This window comes from Pseudomonas sp. PS01297, assembly GCF_029959305.1.
In the GTDB taxonomy this organism is placed as follows: Bacteria; Pseudomonadota; Gammaproteobacteria; order Pseudomonadales; family Pseudomonadaceae; genus Aquipseudomonas; species Aquipseudomonas helleri.
Genome location: NZ_JASCPQ010000023.1, coordinates 40,194 through 58,544, shown reverse-complemented (window position 1 = coordinate 58,544; position 18,351 = coordinate 40,194). Strand labels below are relative to the sequence as shown.

The window sequence follows — 18,351 nt, the reverse complement described above, 5'->3', positions numbered from 1 at the left end:
GTGGAGTGCGCGAGTGATCGATTAAAAGATCGTCACTCTGTAGGAGCGAGCTTGCCTCGCGATCTTTTGATCTTTCAAAGATCGCGAGGCAAGCTCGCTCCTACAGTTTTGCTGTACATGCCAAATTTCAGGCAAAAAAAAGCCCAAGTAGCTGATGGAAACTTGGGGCTTAAAAATGCATAAACCGTGGTAGGTGAACGCAGGGCGATAATACCCCAGTGTTACGACAGGTAACAAGAAATTTTGCGCGATTTTTCTCCGGGCGGTACTGACCCAAATCAATAAACGCTACTCGAACCCGAACAATGCCCGTGGCGCCTCGACCAGCAGTGCATGCCTGACCTCAGCCGGGCACTCCAGTGCGTCCAGTTGTTGGACCACCGAGGTGTAGCTGACACGCTCTTCGTGTTGCGTATGCGGCCAGTCGCTGCCCCACACCAACCGCTCTGGACCCAGGCTTTGCTGCAACAGGCGCAACGCCGCCCTGGCGAAATCGAGGTTCTGCTGTTCAGTCCCGGCCAGTCGATAAATGCCCGAGACTTTCATCCACACCTGCCCGCCCTGCCCCAGTTCAAGCATCTGGTGAAAGCCCGGCTGTTCTAGCCCCAAACGCGCATCCGGGCGACCGAAGTGATCGATGACTACCTTGATCCCGAACGGCTTGAGTTGCCGGAGCAAACCCGGCAGGTCTTCAACCTGACGGTGCAGTTCGATGTGCCAGCCTAACGCCTCAATATTGCCCAGAAAGGCCTTCCAGACCGGCTGGTTAAAATCAGGCAATGCACAGCCCATCAAGTTCAAGCGTGCGCCCACTACGCCCTGGCCAGCCAGTTCACGCATCTGCGCCTGTTCTGTGCCGGGGTCCAGCACCACGACCCCGCGCAACTGTTGCGGCGCTTGCTTGAGCGCCGCCAGCAGGTAGCGGTTGTCAGTGCCGAGAAAACTCGGCTGCACCAGCACGCCATGACTAAAGCCATTGGTCTGCAATTGGCTCTGGTACTGCGCCAGAGTGGCGTCGTAGCCCGGGGTATAGCGCCGTGCGGCCGCCAGGCTCAGTTCGCGACTGAACACATGAGCGTGGGAATCAATGCCGCTAATCGGCGTGAAGCGGGTATCAGGCATGTCGTTCATCTATCAAAAGTAATGGGTATCAGGCACGTGCGGTGTCGTTGCTGCTACCACTGGCCGGTTGCGCCTGGATGGGCGCTTCAAGGTTGCGGCCACGGGTTTCCGGCAGGCACAAGGCGGCAATCACCGCCACGCCATAGGCAATCCCGGCGTCGATACCAATCGCCGAGCCCAGGGACATGGACTCACTCATGTGCCCGACCAAGAACGGGAACACCGCCGACAACACGCGCCCGAAGTTGTAGCAAAAGCCGACACCGGCGCCGCGCACATCCGCCGGGTACAGTTCGTTAAACAGCGCCCCGAGGCTGGCCGGAATCCCTGCCGCGAAAAAGCCCAGCGGAAAGCCCAGGAACAACATTTGCGTATTGCTCAAGGGCAGGAAGACGTAGCACTGCACGGTGATCACGCAGCACAGGGCGAACAGGATGATATTTTTGCGGCGCCCGATGCGGTCGATCAAAAAGCCACTGACCACACAGCCGAACCAGAAGGCCGCAATGATCACCGCCAGATAACCGCCCGAGTTCAACACTGACAGGTTGCGCTCGGTTTTCAGGAAGGTCGGCAGCCAGGTCATAACCGCGTGGTAACCGCCGTGGGCACCGAGGCCCAACAGCCCGCCAAACAAGGTCACGCGCAGCAGTTCAGGGCGGAAAATACCCGACAGCGATTTGAAGAAGCTTGGCGGGATGGCGTTTTCTTTTTGCAGACGCTGAAAGCTGTCGGGCTCTTGCACGTTGCGGCGCACCCAGATGATCAGCAGCGACGGCAGCAGCCCGACCAGGAACATCACCCGCCAGGCCATGTCTTGCGGCACCAACGAATAGATCAGCGTAAACACCCCGACGGCCAGGCCCCAGCCTACGGCCCAGGCGCTTTGTACGGTGCCCATGACCTTGCCGCGATAGTTCGGATTAATGGTTTCGGCCATCAGCACCGCGCCCGCGGCCCACTCACCGCCGATCCCAAAGCCTTGCAGCGCCTTGACGATCAACAGTTGGTTGAAGTCGGTGACAAAAGCCGAGAGAAAGGTGAAGAACGAAAACCACAGGATCATCCACTGCAACGTGCGCACTCGCCCGTAGCGGTCGGACAACGTGCCGCCGACCCAGCCGCCGATGGCCGAAGTTACCAGGGTCACGCCGCTGATCAAGCCGGCGTCGCCCTTGGTCAAGGCGAAAGCGGCAATCAGTGCCGGAATCGCCAGACCAAACATTTGTACTTCCAAAGCGTCGAGCGACCAGCCGCCGAAGCAGGCCCAGAACGTTTTGCGTTCCCGTGAAGTGATCTGACGATACCAACTGAACATGTTTTTTATCCTTATAAGTCAAACGCAAGGCGGCCGAATGCTGACCGAACCGCCGTCAGGCCAGTCAAAAGCAACACACAAAAAAGCCCCCGGTCCGCAGGCAGCGGGCCGAAGGCTTGGGGTTAGCGGATGTCCACGCTATAACGGAAGTGCTCGGCATGCCCGCGCGAGCGCCGCCATTCCAGCGGCGTACCGGCGTAATCACGGGCCAGGCGCTCAATCACCACCACCGGGCTGTTGACCGGCACTTGCAGCAAGCGTGCATACACGTCATTGACCGATTCGGCGGTCAGGGTCTCTTCCGCACGGGCGACGACCTGAGCGCAAACATCTTCATAGATCGGATAGAGCAACGGCCCCTGCTGGCTCAAGTCGAGCTGCAGCAAGGGCGCAAACAGTGCGTGAGGCAGCCAGATTTCTTCGGCCAGCACCGGCTGCTCATCCAGCAAACGCACACGCATGATACGAATGACCTGCGCATCGGCGGGCAAGCCCAAGGCTTGAGCCACGGCCGAAGGCGCGGCGACCGGCTCTACTGAAAGGATGCGGCTCTGCGGCACCTGGCGCTCGCCGGCAGCGGTTTGAAAACGGAAAAAACGAAACAGCGACGACTGAAACTGAGGCCGCCGAATAAACGTCCCGCGCCCTTGCTGGCGCTCCAGAATGCCCTCGCTGACCAGCGCATCAATGGCTTTGCGCACGGTGCCGGTTGAGAGCAGGTATTGCGCCGACAGCGCGGCTTCAGTCGGGATCGCCTCCCCCGGACGCCAGCGATTTTGCGCGATCTGCTCCGCCAAATGATCACGCAAGCGTTGGTACTGCGGCAGGCGGGTATCACCGGATAGAGAATTCATTGACCTTATTCACCTTGTTATCTAGTCATATATATGAATATTGGTGGCGAGTATTTCTCCGGACGGGTTGGCTGTCAAGCACCGAATAGCGGCGGGCGCTGTCAGGCACCCGCACGTTTGAGGCAGGGCTTATTCGAACACGGGGCGGAAGAAGCTGCGCTCGTAGCTGAGGATGCAACGGTTGTCTTCGGCCAGCTTGAATGCAGCGATGCATTCGGCATCGGTCTTGGAGCGCTCACGGTAGTCTTCGTAGGCGGTCAGGCTGGGGAAGGTAAACATCGCCAGGGCAATATTGTTAGCCCCTTCCGAAGGCAGGAAATAACCGTGATGGGTGCCGCCGAACTTCTCCACCAGCGGGATCCAGATGCGCGCATACGCTTCGAATTCTGCCAGTTGGTAGGGGTCGATCACATAACGCAGGTAACACGTAACCATTTCATCGTTCCTTTGAAGGGTAGAGTCTATTCAGCACGCCCATCGTGATAACCACCGCAGGGATCATCAGCAGCACGGGGTTGAAGGGTATCGGGATAAACAGCGTGATCAGCCATGCGATAAAAAAGCCTGCGGCGACCAGGCCAAAAACCCAGGTCGGGATCCGCTTTCCGAAGCGTTCACACGCCTGATTGAAGCGCTTAAACCATTGCATCTAAACAACATCCTTGTGAATCGGCCCGCAGAATATACCCCTGTAGGAGCGAGCTTGCCTCGCGATCTTTTGATCGTTGAAAAGATCGCGAGACAAGCTCGCTCCTACAGTCATCCAGTTATTTCTTGATCGTGACAATCGTCGCTTTGCTGCCTTCCATGCGGAAGCTGAACGCCACGTTGTCACCCACCGCCAGCCCGGCCAATTGCGCGTCGGTCACGGCAAAGCCCATGGTCATGGGCGGCCATTGCAAGGCCGGGACCGGGCCGTGGGCCAGGGTCACGGTGTGCCTGGCCGGATCAATCGCCTTGATCACGCCTTCGGCGCTGGCAGCCGGTGCTTGCTGGTGAGCCTGCATGCCGTCCATTGGCATGCCCGACATGTCTTCTGCATGGGCCGCAACACTGAACGCGACAACAAGGCTGGCTACGACTACGAGAGGGAATTTCATAGGGGGTTTCCTTGAGAAGGTTGGGTTTCAACAGGTAAATGGCGACGGCGCATCACGCGGTACGCCGCCGGGATAACAAACAGGGAAAGCAGAGGCGCGGTGAGCATGCCGCCGACCATGGGCGCCGCGATGCGGCTCATGATTTCACTGCCGGTGCCGCCGCCCAGCAAGATCGGCAACAGACCGGCAATGATCACGGCCACGGTCATCGCCTTGGGCCGCACACGTTGCACGGCGCCTTCGCGAATGGCGGCAACCAGCCCTTGCTCGCTGCCCTCGCCCGCCTGCTGGCGCTCGGCCCAGGCGTTTTTCAGGTACAGCAGCATGATCACACCGAACTCGGCAGACACCCCGGCCAGGGCGATAAACCCGACTCCGGTGGCCACTGACAAGTTGAAGCCCAGCAGGTACAAAAACCACACGCCACCCGTGAGGGCAAAAGGCAAGGTCGCCATGATCAGCAGGGCTTCGTCGAAACGGCTGAAGGTCAGGTACAGCAGCACAAAGATGATCAGCAAGGTCGCGGGCACGACCAGCTTGAGCCGTGCGTTGGCCCGCTCAAGGTATTCAAACTGCCCCGAGTAATTCACGCTCATGCCAGGTTGCAAGTGCACCTGCTCGCTGATGGCCTGGCGCAAATCCCTAACCACTGATGCCAAATCGCGGTCGCGCACGTCGATATACACCCAGCCGGAAGGCCGCGCGTTTTCACTTTTGAGCATCGGCGGGCCCTCGCTGATGCGCACAGTGGCCACGGTGCCGAGGGTGATCTGGCTGCCCTGCGGGGTGTAGATCGGCAACTGTTGCAGAGCACTCAGCGAGTCCCGCCAGGCACGCGGGTACCTTACGTTGATGGGGAATCGCGCCCGCCCTTCGATGGTTTCACCACCGTTTTCACCGCCAATGGCCCCGGCCACAATCGCCTGTACATCGGCAATGTTGAGCCCGTAACGGGCCGCTGCCCCACGGTCGATATCGACGTCAATGTAACGCCCGCCCGTGAGCCGTTCAGCCAGCGCCGAACTGACCCCCGGCACACCCTTGGCCACGCGTTCAATGGCTTGGGCAACGCTGTCGATTGCGGCCAGATCACCGCCGTTGACCTTGACCCCGATAGGGCTCTTGATGCCGGTGGCGAGCATGTCGAGGCGGTTGCGGATCGGCGGCACCCACAGGTTGGTCAGCCCCGGCACCCGCACCACACGGTCCAGTTCCTCCACCAGCTTTTTCGGGGTCATGCCGGGACGCCATTGCTCACGAGGCTTGAACGCGATGGTGGTTTCAAACATCTCCAGCGGCGCCGGGTCGGTGGCACTTTCGGCGCGCCCGGCCTTGCCCGACACGTGGGCAACCTCCGGCACGGTCTTGATCAACCGGTCGGTGAGTTGCAGAAGTTGCGCGGCCTTTTGCGCCGACAACCCTGGCAGCGCTGAGGGCATGTACAGCAAATCCCCTTCATCCAGCGGCGGCAAAAACTCCCCGCCCAGCCGCGACATCGGCCACAAGGAGCTGACGAACACCAGCAAGGCAACCGCCAGAGTGGTTTTCGGGCGGCGCAATACCGCGTCCAGCGCCGGTTGATACAGCCGGATCAAACCACGGTTGAGCGGGTTCTTTTTTTCGTCGGGGATGGGCCCGCGAATCCAGTAGCCCATCAGCACCGGCACCAAGGTCACCGACAATCCGGCAGCCGCGGCCATCGACCAGGTTTTGGTGAACGCCAGCGGGCCGAACAGCCGCCCTTCCTGCGCCTCCAGGGTGAACACCGGGATAAACGACAAGGTGATAATCAGCAGGCAAAAGAACAACGCCGGCCCGACTTCCGTGGCGGCCTGGGTGATCACCTGCCAGTGCTGGGCACCCTTCAGTTCTTCACCGGGATGCGCGTGGTGCCAGGCTTCGATTTTTTTATGGGCGTTCTCGATCATCACCACCGCCGCATCGACCATGGCGCCGATGGCAATCGCGATACCGCCCAGCGACATGATGTTGGCGTTGATGCCCTGATAACGCATCACAATAAAGGCCATCAACACCCCCACCGGCAACGAGATAATCGCCACCAGCGAGGAGCGCAGGTGCCACAGGAAGACCCCGCACACCAGCGCCACCACGAGGAACTCCTCCAGCAGCTTGTGGCTGAGGTTGTCCACCGCCCGATCAATCAATTGGCTGCGGTCGTAGGTGGTGACGATCTCTACACCCGCGGGCAGGCTGGCTTTCAGCTCCTCGAGTTTTTGCTTGACCGCAGCAATGGTCTCGCGAGCGTTTTTGCCGCTGCGCAGAATCACCACGCCGCCCACGGCCTCGCCTTGACCGTCGAGTTCTGAAATGCCCCGGCGCAATTCCGGCCCCAGCTGAATGTTTGCTACGTCCCCCAGCGTGACCGGTACCGCACCGACGCCAAGCTTGAGCGGGATTGCCCTGAAGTCCTCCAGGGTCTTGAGGTTGCCCGACGCCCGCACCATAAATTCGCTTTCGGCCATGGTCAGCACCGCGCCGCCGGTTTCCTGATTGGCCTTGCCGATGGCCTCAGTGACTTCAGCCTGAGTAATGCCCAGCGCGGCCATTTTTAAAGGATCGAGTTGCACCTGATACTGCTTGACCATCCCGCCCACGGTCGCCACTTCCGCCACATTGGGCAGGGTTTTGAGTTCGAACTTGAGAAACCAGTCCTGCAGGGCGCGCAGTTGTGCGAGGTCATGCTTGCCACTGCGGTCCACCAGCGAGTACTGATAAATCCAGCCCACCCCCGTGGCATCCGGACCCAGCGCCGGTTTGGCGCTGGCGGGCAAGCGGCCTTGAATCTGGCTCAGGTACTCCAGCACCCGCGAGCGCGCCCAATACAGGTCGGTGCCGTCTTCAAACAACACATAGACAAAGCTGTCGCCAAAAAATGAATAGCCACGCACGGCCTTGGCGCCAGGCACCGAGAGCATGGTGGTGGTCAACGGGTAAGTGACCTGATTTTCGACAATCTGCGGGGCTTGCCCAGGGTACGGCGTGCGGATAATCACCTGCACATCGGACAATTCCGGCAGGGCATCAATCGGCGTATTTTGCACCGACCAGATGCCCCACGCCGTCACAAACAACGTCGCCAGAAACACCAGCATCCGGTTGCCGACAGACCAGCGAATCAGCGCGGCAATCATGGCTGGCTCCCGGTTGGCAGGTTTGGCGCCAGCGGCGTGACGTCCAGCCCCTTGAGGCTGGCCTCGGAGTCAAGCAGGAACTGGCCTGAACTCACCACCTGCTGGCCTTCTTGCAACCCTTGCAGGATCGCGGTCTGGCCGTCGTTTTCAGGCCCGGTACGCACCTCAACCGGGCGGTAATGCCCGCCCTCCTCAGCCAGCATGACCAAGGCTTGATGGCCGGTGCGAATCACAGCTTCGCTGGGCACCCACAGCACATGCTGATCGATGCCCTGTTCAAGGCTGACCTGCGCGGTCAAACCCGGTCGCAGCCGTGCACCGGGGTTCGCCAGTTCGACCCGCACCTGCAACGTGCGGCTGTCGGCGTTGGTTTGCGGCAGGATCGTGCTGACCGTGCCCTTGAACACCTCCCCGGCAAAGGCCGGTAAACGTGCCTCGACGGTTTGCCCCGGCGCAACGGCTGCGGCTTGCGCCTCGGGCACCGCCACGGTCAGCCAGACGCTGCCCAGGCCATTGACCTGGGCCAGGGTTTCACCTAGCGCCAAGGTCATGCCCTGACGCACATTCAGGGTTTGCAGCACACCGCCCACCGGGCTGGTAACGGTCAACACCGGCTGCACCTTGCCACTGCGCTCGACCTGCGCAATCAATGCCGACGGCATCCCCGTAAGGCGCAGACGCTGACGCGCCGCCGCCAACAGCGCGGAATCACCCACGCGCTTGAGCGCCAGAAACTCTTCCTGCGCCGCCGCCCATTCCGGCACCAGAACATCCGCCAGCGCAGCGTCGGGTTTGAGCACATCACCGGGCGCAAGAGTGTAAACGCGCTCGACAAAGCCCGGCGTGCGTGCCTGAACCACCGCCACATCACGCTCATTGAACCCCAGCACCCCGGACGCCATGACACGGGTCGCCAACATGCCGCGACTGACCGTGGCCAGGCGCACACCGAGATTTTCGGTCTGCCCCGGATCAACCCGCAGCGTTTGCGCGTCGGCTTTATCGTCGGCGTACTGCGCCACCAATTGCATGTCCATAAAAGGCGACTTGCCCGGTTTATCGAACTTTTGCTGCGGGAACATCGGGTCATACCAGTACAGCGCCTTGGGCGCGCTGGCTGCCATTGACGGCGCCATGCCGGTGTCACGCGGTTGCCCCGCCCACCAGCCTGCTGCCACGCCCAACGCCAGCGCAGCGACTACCAGCCCGGTTACTTTGGTTTTATTAAATGTCATGTGCGCCTTCCCCATAAGCGAAATACAGACGGGCATTGACCGCTGCGCGCTGCTCTTCAACGTCCACCTGTTTGAGGCGGGCCTGGATCAACTCGCGACGTGCTGTGACCAGCGCATTCAGATCGCCCTTGCCTGCGCGGTAACTGGCCATGCTCAACGCGACCTTCTCTTGGGCCAGCGGAATCAGGCTGTCCTGACCGCGTTGCACAGCGCGGTTAAGGCGCTGAAAATCGGCCAGATCATCGTCCAGTTGCCGGGTGTGCTCGCGGGTCATGTCTTCGCGCTCGGCATCCAGCTGGTCGAGGTCGGCTTGCCGGGCGGCAATCACCGGGTTTTGCCGGCGACCGGGAAATATCGGTAAATCCCAAGAAAACTGCACGCTGACCATGTCACCGAATTGCTGCCCCCGGTGCTGGTAATCGAGCTCCCAACTCCAGTCCGAATGCTTCTGGGCCTCGGCCTCATGCAGCTTGGCTTGCGCCTCGCGGGTCATGGGTTCAAAGGCGGCGAGCTGCGGATGGTGCTGCACGTTATGGGTGTACATCCCGCCTTCGACCGGCCATTCGGGCAAGCGCCCCAAGGGGGTGTCGTTGCCCGCCGGGCCAATCCAGCGCTTGAGTGCGGCATGGGCCTGGGCACGCTGTTGCTGCAACTCATCCTGCTGCTCAGCCAACAATGCAGCTTCCTGTTTGGGGGTGACGGCATCAGAGGGTTGCGCGCGGCCGCCCGCAATCGCCGCACGCACGGCATCGCCAAACAGGCGGTTTTCAGAGTAGAAATCCTTAAACAGCGCGTCTTTGCGCTCCACTGAATAACTGTTGATCCACGCCAGCGCGGTGGCCTGACGCACATTCAGCCGCGCCACCCGGCGCTGGGCAATGGCGGTGTCCACGGCGGCATCGGCCACTTCAATGCGCGCCTTGCGCTTCTCGCTATTGGGCATGTCCTGACGGATGCCGACCATTTGCATGGTCATGAAATCGCGGTCCAGGCTGCCGCGATCGGGGCCGCCCACCGGGAAGTTCTGCACCCCCAGCACCAGTTTCGGGTCCGGTAATTCGCCCGCCGGGATCGCGGCACTGCTGGCCGCTTGCACGCTGGCATTTTGGGCCGCCAGCGCAGGCGCCGTATTGTCGGCCAGGCGTAGCGCTTCATCGAGGGTCAGACCACCCGCGAAACTCGGCCACGCCAGCACACTTGCCACCAGGCCGACGCATACGCGCAAGCCGGTGCCAAAGCACATGGGTTTCATGTTTTAGATTCCTGTGAAGATCCCGTGCACGCTGCAAACACAGCGCACAACTGTGCCTCGCGCTAATGCGCAAGACGGTTCAAAGAGGGACAGGAATCAAACCCGTGGCGGGCGCCACACCCCGGACGGGGCTGAGGTGGGTACAGCATCGCTGAACAGTGCCAGCGTGAGCGGATTGGGCAAGGAAAGTGCGGGCTTGATGACCGAAATTTGCAACATCGTCCCGGTTTTGCATTCCTGGCCGGGTTTGCACGACTTGCTATGTTCGGACGGCGCCTTGCTGTCGTCGCAGCAGTCCATGCCCATGTCGTTCATCATCTTCATGCCCAACACTTGCATGGGGCACGGGTCTGCCGGTGCCTGCACACCCGCCATCCCACTCAAGGGAAGCGCGAGGCTCAAGACAAAAACAAGGCAAAGCCGCAGATAGCGTTTCATGGGGCGTGAGTTTAATCGTTAAAAATGACGGTTACAATTAGCCGACTCGCGCTATCAGAGCGTGCTGGAATTAAGCGCAGATTATGTTCAGCGTTTTATTCGGTAGGCGCGAGCCGCTTAATAATTACGGATAAATATCGATTAACGAAAACGGTTTCGCTAAGCTGCACACAGTCCACATCCACCCTTAACCTTCGGCGGTGAGCGCATGATCGAAGTTACTGAAGTTTCCATTGCCCAACTGCGTGAAGCGCTCGATTCGGGCCAGACCACCGCGGTTGAGCTGGTCAAGTCGTACATTGCACGCATCGAGGCCTATGACGGCCCGCAAACGCCGACCGCGCTGAACGCGGTGGTGGTGCGCAACCCCGAAGCCCTTAAAGAAGCCGAAGCGTCGGACGCCCGTCGCGCCAAGGGTGAAACCCTCGGCCCGCTGGACGGGATCCCCTATACCGCCAAGGACAGTTACCTGGTCAAGGGCCTGACAGCCGCGTCCGGCAGCCCGGCCTTTAAAGACCTGATCGCTTATCGCGATGCGTTCACCATTGAGCGTTTGCGCGCCGCCGGGGCCATTTGCCTGGGCAAAACCAACATGCCGCCCATGGCCAACGGCGGCATGCAGCGCGGGGTGTATGGCCGCGCCGAAAGCCCGTACAACGCTGACTACCTGACGGCGCCCTTCGCGTCCGGCTCGTCCAATGGTGCTGGCACGGCCACCGCTGCGAGTTTCTCGGCGTTTGGGCTGGCCGAAGAAACCTGGTCCAGCGGGCGCGGTCCGGCGTCCAATAACGGCCTGTGCGCGTACACGCCATCTCGCGGAGTAATTTCAGTGCGCGGTAACTGGCCGCTGACACCAACCATGGACGTGGTCGTGCCCTATGCCAGAACCATGGCCGACCTGCTGCAAGTGCTCGACGTGGTAGTTGCCGAAGACCCGGACACCCGTGGCGACCTGTGGCGCATGCAGCCCTGGGTGCCGCTGCCGAGTGTTGAGGCCGTGCGCCCGGCGTCGTACTTGGACCTGGCCGCCAGCGCTGAATCCCTGGCCGGCAAACGCTTTGGCGTGCCGCGCATGTACATCAATGCCGATCCGCTGGCCGGCACCGCAGAGAACCCCGGCATCGGCGGCCCGACCGGGCAGCGCATCATCACCCGTGCGTCGGTCATCGACCTGTGGCAAGCCGCGCGCCAGGCCCTTGAGGCCAAGGGCGCCGAAGTGATCGAGGTCGACTTCCCGTTGGTGTCCAACTGCGAAGGCGACCGTCCGGGCGCGCCAACCGTGTTCACCCGCGGGCTGGTGTCCAAGGAGTTCATGCACGACGAATTGTGGGAGCTGTCAGCCTGGGCCTTCGATGACTTCCTGCGTGCCAATGGCGACCCGAAACTCAACCGCCTGGCCGACGTGGATGGCCCGCAGATTTTCCCGCACGACCCCGGCACCCTGCCCAACCGCGAAGATGAACTGGCTGCGGGCATGGATGAGTACGTGCGCATGGCCCAGCGCGGGATTACCCCGTGGGACCAGATCGCGAGCTTGCCGGGCGGCCTGCGTGGCCTGGAACAGACCCGCAAGATCGACCTTGAAGACTGGATGGACGACCTGGGCCTGGATGCCGTGCTGTTCCCGACTGTCGCGGATGTAGGCCCGGCCGACGCCGATGTTAATCCGGCATCGGCCGACATTGCCTGGAGCAACGGCGTGTGGGTGGCCAACGGCAACCTGGCGATCCGTCATTTGGGTGTGCCGACCGTCACCGTGCCGATGGGCGTGATGGCAGACATCGGCATGCCGGTGGGCCTGACCTTTGCCGGGCGCGCTTACGACGATTCGGCGTTGCTGAGCATTGCTTCGGCGTTTGAAGCACTGGGCAGCAAACGCCAGATCCCACCCCGCACCCCGCCGCTGAATACCGCTCTGTAGGCTTGAGTATGCTCGCGATCTTTTGTCAAAGATCGCGAGCACGATCACTACAGGATGCTAATGCTTCAGTGGTTATAAGCCCGCTCGTTATGCTCAGCCAGATCCAGCCCCAGCTCTTCCACGGCATCGTCGGCACGTAAACCCATCACCCGGTCGATGATTTTCAGAATTACCCAGCTGGCGGCAAAGCAATACACCGTGGTCAGCAGTACGCCCTTGATCTGCGCCATGACTTGCGCGCCCATGCTCACACCGTCCACCAGACCGCCCAACGACGGCACACAGAACACCCCGGTCAGCACCGCACCGATCATCCCGCCAATGCCATGCAGGCCGAATACGTCCAGGCTGTCGTCATAACCGATACGGCGCTTGAGCACGGTGACGCTCAGGTAGCAGAACACCCCGCACAACAAGCCGATGGCCAGCGCACCGCCGACGCCAACATAAGCACACGCCGGGGTAATGCCCACCAGCCCGGCCAGTGCACCGCAGGCCAAGCCTTGAGCACTGGGTTTGCCGACCTTGAACCACTCGGTGAACATCCAGCCCAGAATGCCTGCGCATGCGCCCAACTGGGTGTTGAGCATCACCATGCCGGACAACCCGCTCAAGCCGCCGCCCGAACCGATATTGAAGCCAAACCAGCCGACCCACAGCATCGCCGCACCGGCCATGGTCAGGCTCAGGTTGTGCGCGGGCATCGGGGTGTTCTGGTAGCCCTTGCGCTTGCCCAAAATCAGGCAAGCGGCCAAGGCGGCAACCCCGGCATTGATGTGCACCGCCGTACCACCGGCATAATCCAGCACGCCCCAGTTATGCATTAATGCACCGGGCCCGCCCCAGACCATATGCGCCACCGGGGCGTACACCAGGGTGAACCACACCGCCATGAACAGCAGCGCCGCCGAGAACTTCATGCGCTCGGCAAAGGCACCGGCGATCAGCGCCGGGGTGATGATGGCGAAGGTCATCTGAAAGGTCACGTACACCCCTTCCGGGATGTCACCCACCAGGCTGTCGGCGTTAATGCCTTTCAAAAAGGCTTGCCCCAGGCCACCGACAAAACTGTTGAAGGTCACCTGCCCCTCCACCATGCCCGTGGTATCCACCACCATGCTGTAGCCATAGATCACCCACAGCACGCCCACCACCCCGGCAATCCCGAAGCACTGGGTAAACAGTGAAAGCATGTTCTTGGCCCGCACCAGGCCGCCATAAAACAGCGCCAGACCGGGCAGGCACATAAACAACACGAGCGCGGCAGCGGTGATCATCCAGGCGGTGCTGCCGGTGTTCAAGACGGGGGCATCGGCGGCCTGAGCCAGCGGTGCCAACAGCATGGCTGTGCACACCATCAAAAATGATTTGCCGAGAGGGCGATTGACCATGTTCAAAGCTCCTGCAAAAGAACGTTCGAAATTGTAGGAGCGAGCTTGTCTCGCGATCTTTTAAAAGATCAAAAGATCGCGAGACAAGCTCGCTCCTACGAGGTGGGGTCTATCAGTAGCCGGAGCCCGGTACCCAACTGGTGCCCGCCAGCGGCACGCGGGCCATGGCGGCCGACTCTACGGTCAGGGCGACCAGGTCTTCGGGGTCAAGGTTGTGCAGGTGCGATTTGCCGCACGCCCGGGCCATGGTCTGGGCTTCCAGCACCATCACCCGCAGGTAGTTGGCCAAGCGCCGACCGCCTTCGACCGGGTCCAGACGCTTGGACAGTTCCGGGTCTTGAGTGGTGATCCCGGCGGGGTCGCGGCCGTTCTGCCAGTCGTCGTAGTAACCCGCTGCCGAACCGATTTTCTTCAGCTCAGCGTCCAGCCGCGGATGGTTGTCACCCAGGGCGATCAAGGCTGCCGTACCAATGGCCACGGCGTCTGCCCCCAGGGCCATGGCCTTGGCCACGTCGGCGCCATTGCGGATGCCGCCCGAGACAATCAACTGCACTTTGCGGTGCATGCCCATCTCTTGCAGGGCCTGAACCGCTTGCGGGATGGCCGACAAAATCGGGATGCCGACGTGTTCGATAAACACTTCCTGAGTGGCCGCCGTGCCGCCTTGCATACCGTCAAGCACGATCACGTCGGCCCCGGCTTTGACCGCCAGTTTGACGTCGTAATACGGACGGCTGGCGCCGATTTTTACGTAGATGGGTTTTTCCCAGTCGGTGATTTCCCGCAGTTCGGCAATTTTGATCGCCAGGTCGTCCGGGCCGGTCCAGTCCGGGTGACGGCAGGCGCTGCGTTGATCGACGCCAATCGGCAAGGTGCGCATCCCGGCCACCCGCTCAGTGACTTTCATCCCCAGCAGCATGCCGCCACCGCCCGGTTTGGCGCCCTGCCCGAGGACAATTTCAATCGCGTCGGCCTTGCGCAAATCGTCCGGGTTCATGCCGTAGCGAGACGGCAAATACTGATACACCAGATGCTGCGACTGGCCACGCTCTTCCGGGGTCATGCCGCCGTCGCCGGTGGTGGTACTGGTCCCGGCGATGGTCGCGCCTCGGCCCAGGGCTTCCTTGGCATTGGCCGACAAGGCACCGAAACTCATACCGGCGATGGTCACCGGGATTTTCAGGTGAATCGGCTTCTTCGCGAAGCGGTTGCCGAGGATCACATCGGTGCCGCACTTCTCGCGATAACCTTCCAGCGGGTAACGCGAGACGCTGGCGCCGAGCAGCAGCAAGTCATCGAAATGCGGCAGTTTGCGTTTGGTGCCACCGCCACGAATATCGTAGATACCGGTTTCGGCCGCGCGCTGGATCTCCTGAATGGTCAGGCGATCGAAGGTGGCCGATTCGCGCAGTACCGGCGTGGTTGGCGTTGGGTTAGTGGAATCGCTCATGGGGTTCTCCTCGCGCGGATCAGTACGCGGACGCGTTATCGACTTTGAAGTTGTACAGCTGACGGGCCGAGCCATAGCGCTTGAACTCGGCGGCTTTGTGCGCAAAACCGGCTACATCCAGCAGCCCTTGCAGCTCTTGCAGATGCTCGGCGCGCATCTCTTTTTCAACACAGTCCGACCCCAGCGACTCGACGCTGCCGCGCACATAGATGTGGGTTTCGTACAGCGAGTCGCCCAGCGCATCACCGGCATCGCCGCACACCACCAGACGCCCGGCCTGGCCCATAAAACAGCTCATGTGGCCAATGCTGCCGCCGACCACAATGTCGATGCCTTTCATGGAGATCCCGCAGCGCGCCCCGGCATCGCCCTCAATCACCAGCAAGCCGCCATGGGCAGTGGCCCCGGCCGCCTGCGACGCGCTGCCTTTGACCCGCACCACGCCCGACATCATGTTTTCGGCGCAGCCCACGCCGACGTTGCCGTGCACCGTGATCGTCGCCTGCTGGTTCATGCCCGCGCAGTAGTAACCGGCGTGGCCTTCAATATCGATGGACACGGCCTGGTTCACGCCCACCGCGAGGTTGTGCTTGCCGTTGGAGTGCGTCACCCGCCATTCGGCGTCGATAAAGTTATGAACCTGGTCGTGCAGCGCCTGATTGAGTTCGCGCACGCTGGCAGTGGAAAGATCGATGGTTTTCATGTGTGCGCTCCTTAAGCTGACTCGCGTTCCCAGATGTACAACGTGGCGGGTGCCGGTTCCCAGATCCGTGCGTGTTCAATGCCCGGCAGGCTCGACAGCGCCTGATACTCAGAAGCCATGGCCACGTAATCGTCGGTTTCGGCCAAAATCGCCGGTTTGCAGGCAATCGGGTCGCGGATCACCGCAAACCCGTTACGGGTACCGATGGCGAAGGTGTAGAAGCCGTCGAGGTCTTCCAGCGCGTGGTCCAGCGCTTCTTTCAGCGAGTCGCCCTGTTGCAGGCGCCAGGTCAGATAACCGGCCGCGACTTCGGTGTCGTTGTCGGTTTCGAAATGAATCCCTTCGCGCTTGAGTTCCTGACGCAGGCGGAAGTGATTGGACAGCGAGCCGTTGTGCACCAGGCACAAGTCGGCGCCAGTCGAAAACGGGTGGCTGCCTTCCATGGTCACCGCACTTTCAGTGGCCATGCGGGTGTGGCCGATGATGTGGCTGCCCTGCATGCTGGCCAGGCCGAAGCGCCGGGAAATGTCCTCAGGCAGGCCCATGCCCTTAAGGATCTCGATGCTCTGCCCGGCGCTCATGATGCGCACCGTCGGCGCGAGCTCAGCCAGTGCGGCACGCACCAATGCCTCATCGGCATTGACCTTGAGCACCGCAGCGCTGGCATTCTGAAACCAATCCAGCGAGCAGCCCAGGCGCCCTTCCAGCGCGCCCATCAGGTTGTTCCAGTCATAGCTTTCAGTGGTTGCCTGCAACGTCAATTTGACCCAGCCTGCCGCCACTTCGTCGCCGTAGATAGCAAAGCCGGCACTGTCCGGACCGCGATCCGTCATGGCCTGCAACATGGGTTCAAACAACGTGCCGAGCCGGGCTTCCAGCTGCGGGTTTTTCAGATACAGACCTACGATTCCACACATAAGAGCAGTCCTCAGGTTGTTCGGGAGCGGCTGTGCCGCCAGACATAATCAGAAGAATTCGGTGTAACGCTTGATTTCCCAGTCGGAGACGTGGCGGCTGTACTCCACCCACTCCATGCGTTTGAGCTTGATAAACTCGCCAACGATTTGTGGGCCGAGCACTTCGGCAAACAGCGGGTCGGCTTGCAACGCGTCACAGGCTTCCTTGAGCGATTGCGGCAAGGTCTTGATGCCCCGGGCGGCGATTTCTTCGAGGCTCAGGCTGTAGAGGTTTTCGTTGCAGACGTGGTCGATTTCCAGTTGACGATCGATGCCGTCGAGCCCGGCCGCGATGATCGCTGCGCTGACCAGATACGGGTTGCACCCGGCATCCGGCAGGCGAAATTCCAGACGCCCGTAAGGCACGCGGACCATGGCCGAACGGTTGTTGGCGCCGAAGGCGATAAAAGCCGGTGCCCAGGTGGCGCCGGACAGAGACTGCCCCACCACCAGGCGCTTGTAAGAGTTGACGGTCGGCGCAGCGAAGGCACACAGGGCCGGGCCATGGGCGAGCAGGCCGGCAGCAAAGTGATAAGCCATTTTCGACAGGCCCATGCCGCTGGGGTCGCTGGCGTCATGGAACAGGTTTTTGTTTTCGGCGCTGCTGATCGACAGGTGAAAGTGCATGCCGTTGCCCGCTCGCTTGGGGTCAGGCTTGGGCATGAATGAGCAAATCATGCCCAGGTCGTTGGCGATCTCACCGGCCGCCATGCGAAAGAACGTGAAGCGATCGGCGGAGGTCAGCGCATCGCTGTAGGTGTAATTGATTTCGAATTGGCCGTTGGCGTCTTCGTGGTCAATTTGGTAGACCTCAAAGTCCACCGCTTGCAGGGCTTCGGTGAGTTTTTCCAGAAACTCTCTTGAGCGCGACAGGCCTTTGTAGTCGTAGCAAGGCTTGTCGAGGTTGTCGCTGGGGTCGACCAGTTGCAGCGTGCCCTGTTCGTCACGGCGCATCAGGTTGAACTCAGGCTCCAGCCCGGTATTGAGGGTCCAGCCCTTGTCCGCCAGGCGCTGCACTTGTTGCTGCAACACATAACGGCTGTCGTAAGGGTGCGGCTTGCCATCAACATGCCCCACGCACACCACTCGCCCGTAACCTGGCTGCCAAGGCACCGGGGTCAGGGTCGACAAATCGCCACGGGCCATAAAATCCGCGCCGTGGGGCTCCATGCCCATGCCACTAATGGCAAAACCGGCGAACCCGGCACCCTCTTCGGCGACGGTCTTGAGGCCACAAATCGGCACCGACTTGGTTTTCGCCGCACCGTGAATATCGACAAACTGCGCAAGCACGTACTTGATCCCGTGCTTATCGATGATGCGCTGGGTTTCTGCTGGCAGCATTACTCGTCACTCCTGGCGAAAGGCAAAACAGTGAGGGTTGGCCTTAACTGTCTTTTTATTCCTAAAAAGAAAGTTAGTTTCCCAATAGGAATGCAAAGCCCTTGCCAGAGTT

The 18,351-nt window shown here is 61.1% G+C and carries 17 protein-coding genes; 2 read left to right on the top strand and 15 right to left on the bottom strand.

Going from position 1 to position 18,351, the window contains the following annotated elements; translation table 11 throughout:
- The coding region (locus QMX84_RS09680) for a hypothetical protein (protein WP_282363712.1) at positions 1 to 183 on the top strand (183 nt) is incomplete at its 5' end.
- A 105-nt stretch (positions 184 to 288) separates the two neighbouring features.
- On the opposite strand, the gene QMX84_RS09675 is transcribed toward QMX84_RS09680, so the two are convergent.
- The 10 genes from QMX84_RS09675 to QMX84_RS09630 all read right to left on the bottom strand — a co-directional run bounded on the left by QMX84_RS09675 (position 289) and on the right by QMX84_RS09630 (position 10,474).
- Positions 289 to 1,122 carry an amidohydrolase family protein gene (locus tag QMX84_RS09675; RefSeq protein WP_262122709.1) on the bottom strand — a complete coding sequence of 278 codons (834 nt, stop codon included), beginning with the start codon at positions 1,120 to 1,122 and terminating at the stop codon, positions 289 to 291.
- Between the two features lie 28 nt (positions 1,123 to 1,150).
- Positions 1,151 to 2,440 carry an MFS transporter gene (locus QMX84_RS09670; protein WP_262122710.1) on the bottom strand — a complete coding sequence of 430 codons (1,290 nt, stop codon included), beginning with the start codon at positions 2,438 to 2,440 and terminating at the stop codon, positions 1,151 to 1,153.
- Between the two features lie 122 nt (positions 2,441 to 2,562).
- On the bottom strand, positions 2,563 to 3,294 hold the full coding sequence (locus tag QMX84_RS09665; protein ID WP_153392172.1) for a GntR family transcriptional regulator: 732 nt from the start codon (positions 3,292 to 3,294) through the stop codon (positions 2,563 to 2,565).
- Between the two features lie 129 nt (positions 3,295 to 3,423).
- Positions 3,424 to 3,729, bottom strand: coding sequence for an NIPSNAP family protein (locus tag QMX84_RS09660; RefSeq protein WP_048369143.1), 306 nt, complete (start codon positions 3,727 to 3,729; stop codon positions 3,424 to 3,426).
- A 1-nt stretch (position 3,730) separates the two neighbouring features.
- On the bottom strand, positions 3,731 to 3,943 hold the full coding sequence (locus QMX84_RS09655) for a hypothetical protein (protein WP_282363711.1): 213 nt from the start codon (positions 3,941 to 3,943) through the stop codon (positions 3,731 to 3,733).
- A gap of 118 nt (positions 3,944 to 4,061) precedes the next feature.
- Entirely contained in the window at positions 4,062 to 4,394 is a 333-nt protein-coding gene (locus tag QMX84_RS09650) for a copper-binding protein (protein ID WP_282363710.1), read from the bottom strand.
- A complete protein-coding gene (locus tag QMX84_RS09645; RefSeq protein ID WP_282363709.1) occupies positions 4,391 to 7,549 on the bottom strand; it encodes an efflux RND transporter permease subunit in 3,159 nt (1,052 codons plus the stop codon). The genes QMX84_RS09650 and QMX84_RS09645 overlap by 4 nt, the downstream gene beginning before the upstream one ends.
- Positions 7,546 to 8,784: an efflux RND transporter periplasmic adaptor subunit gene (locus QMX84_RS09640; RefSeq protein WP_282363708.1), complete on the bottom strand. Its 1,239-nt coding sequence runs from the start codon at positions 8,782 to 8,784 to the stop codon at positions 7,546 to 7,548. The genes QMX84_RS09645 and QMX84_RS09640 overlap by 4 nt, the downstream gene beginning before the upstream one ends.
- Positions 8,774 to 10,036: a TolC family protein gene (locus QMX84_RS09635; protein WP_282363707.1), complete on the bottom strand. Its 1,263-nt coding sequence runs from the start codon at positions 10,034 to 10,036 to the stop codon at positions 8,774 to 8,776. The genes QMX84_RS09640 and QMX84_RS09635 overlap by 11 nt, the downstream gene beginning before the upstream one ends.
- Before the next feature lie 96 nt (positions 10,037 to 10,132).
- On the bottom strand, positions 10,133 to 10,474 hold the full coding sequence (locus QMX84_RS09630; protein WP_153336470.1) for a hypothetical protein: 342 nt from the start codon (positions 10,472 to 10,474) through the stop codon (positions 10,133 to 10,135).
- A gap of 208 nt (positions 10,475 to 10,682) precedes the next feature.
- Between QMX84_RS09630 and QMX84_RS09625 the strand changes: the two genes are divergently transcribed.
- Positions 10,683 to 12,395, top strand: a complete 1,713-nt coding sequence (locus tag QMX84_RS09625; protein ID WP_282363706.1) for an amidase — start codon at positions 10,683 to 10,685, stop codon at positions 12,393 to 12,395.
- 65 nt (positions 12,396 to 12,460) lie between these two features.
- Here the strand turns inward: QMX84_RS09625 and QMX84_RS09620 are convergent, their stop codons facing one another.
- From QMX84_RS09620 to glnT, 5 genes are all read right to left on the bottom strand, one after another.
- The gene (locus tag QMX84_RS09620) at positions 12,461 to 13,786 is read right to left on the bottom strand and encodes an ammonium transporter (RefSeq protein WP_153329003.1); all 1,326 of its coding nucleotides are present in this window, start codon (positions 13,784 to 13,786) and stop codon (positions 12,461 to 12,463) included.
- 112 nt (positions 13,787 to 13,898) lie between these two features.
- Entirely contained in the window at positions 13,899 to 15,236 is a 1,338-nt protein-coding gene (locus QMX84_RS09615; RefSeq protein WP_048369151.1) for an FMN-binding glutamate synthase family protein, read from the bottom strand.
- Positions 15,237 to 15,255: 19 nt separating this feature from the next.
- Positions 15,256 to 15,939, bottom strand: coding sequence for a protein glxC (locus tag QMX84_RS09610; protein WP_282363705.1), 684 nt, complete (start codon positions 15,937 to 15,939; stop codon positions 15,256 to 15,258).
- Positions 15,940 to 15,950: 11 nt separating this feature from the next.
- Entirely contained in the window at positions 15,951 to 16,856 is a 906-nt protein-coding gene (locus QMX84_RS09605) for a glutamine amidotransferase family protein (protein ID WP_282363704.1), read from the bottom strand.
- Positions 16,857 to 16,904: 48 nt separating this feature from the next.
- On the bottom strand, positions 16,905 to 18,239 hold the full coding sequence (gene glnT, locus QMX84_RS09600) for a type III glutamate--ammonia ligase (protein WP_048369154.1): 1,335 nt from the start codon (positions 18,237 to 18,239) through the stop codon (positions 16,905 to 16,907).
- Positions 18,240 to 18,351 lie beyond the last annotated feature (112 nt).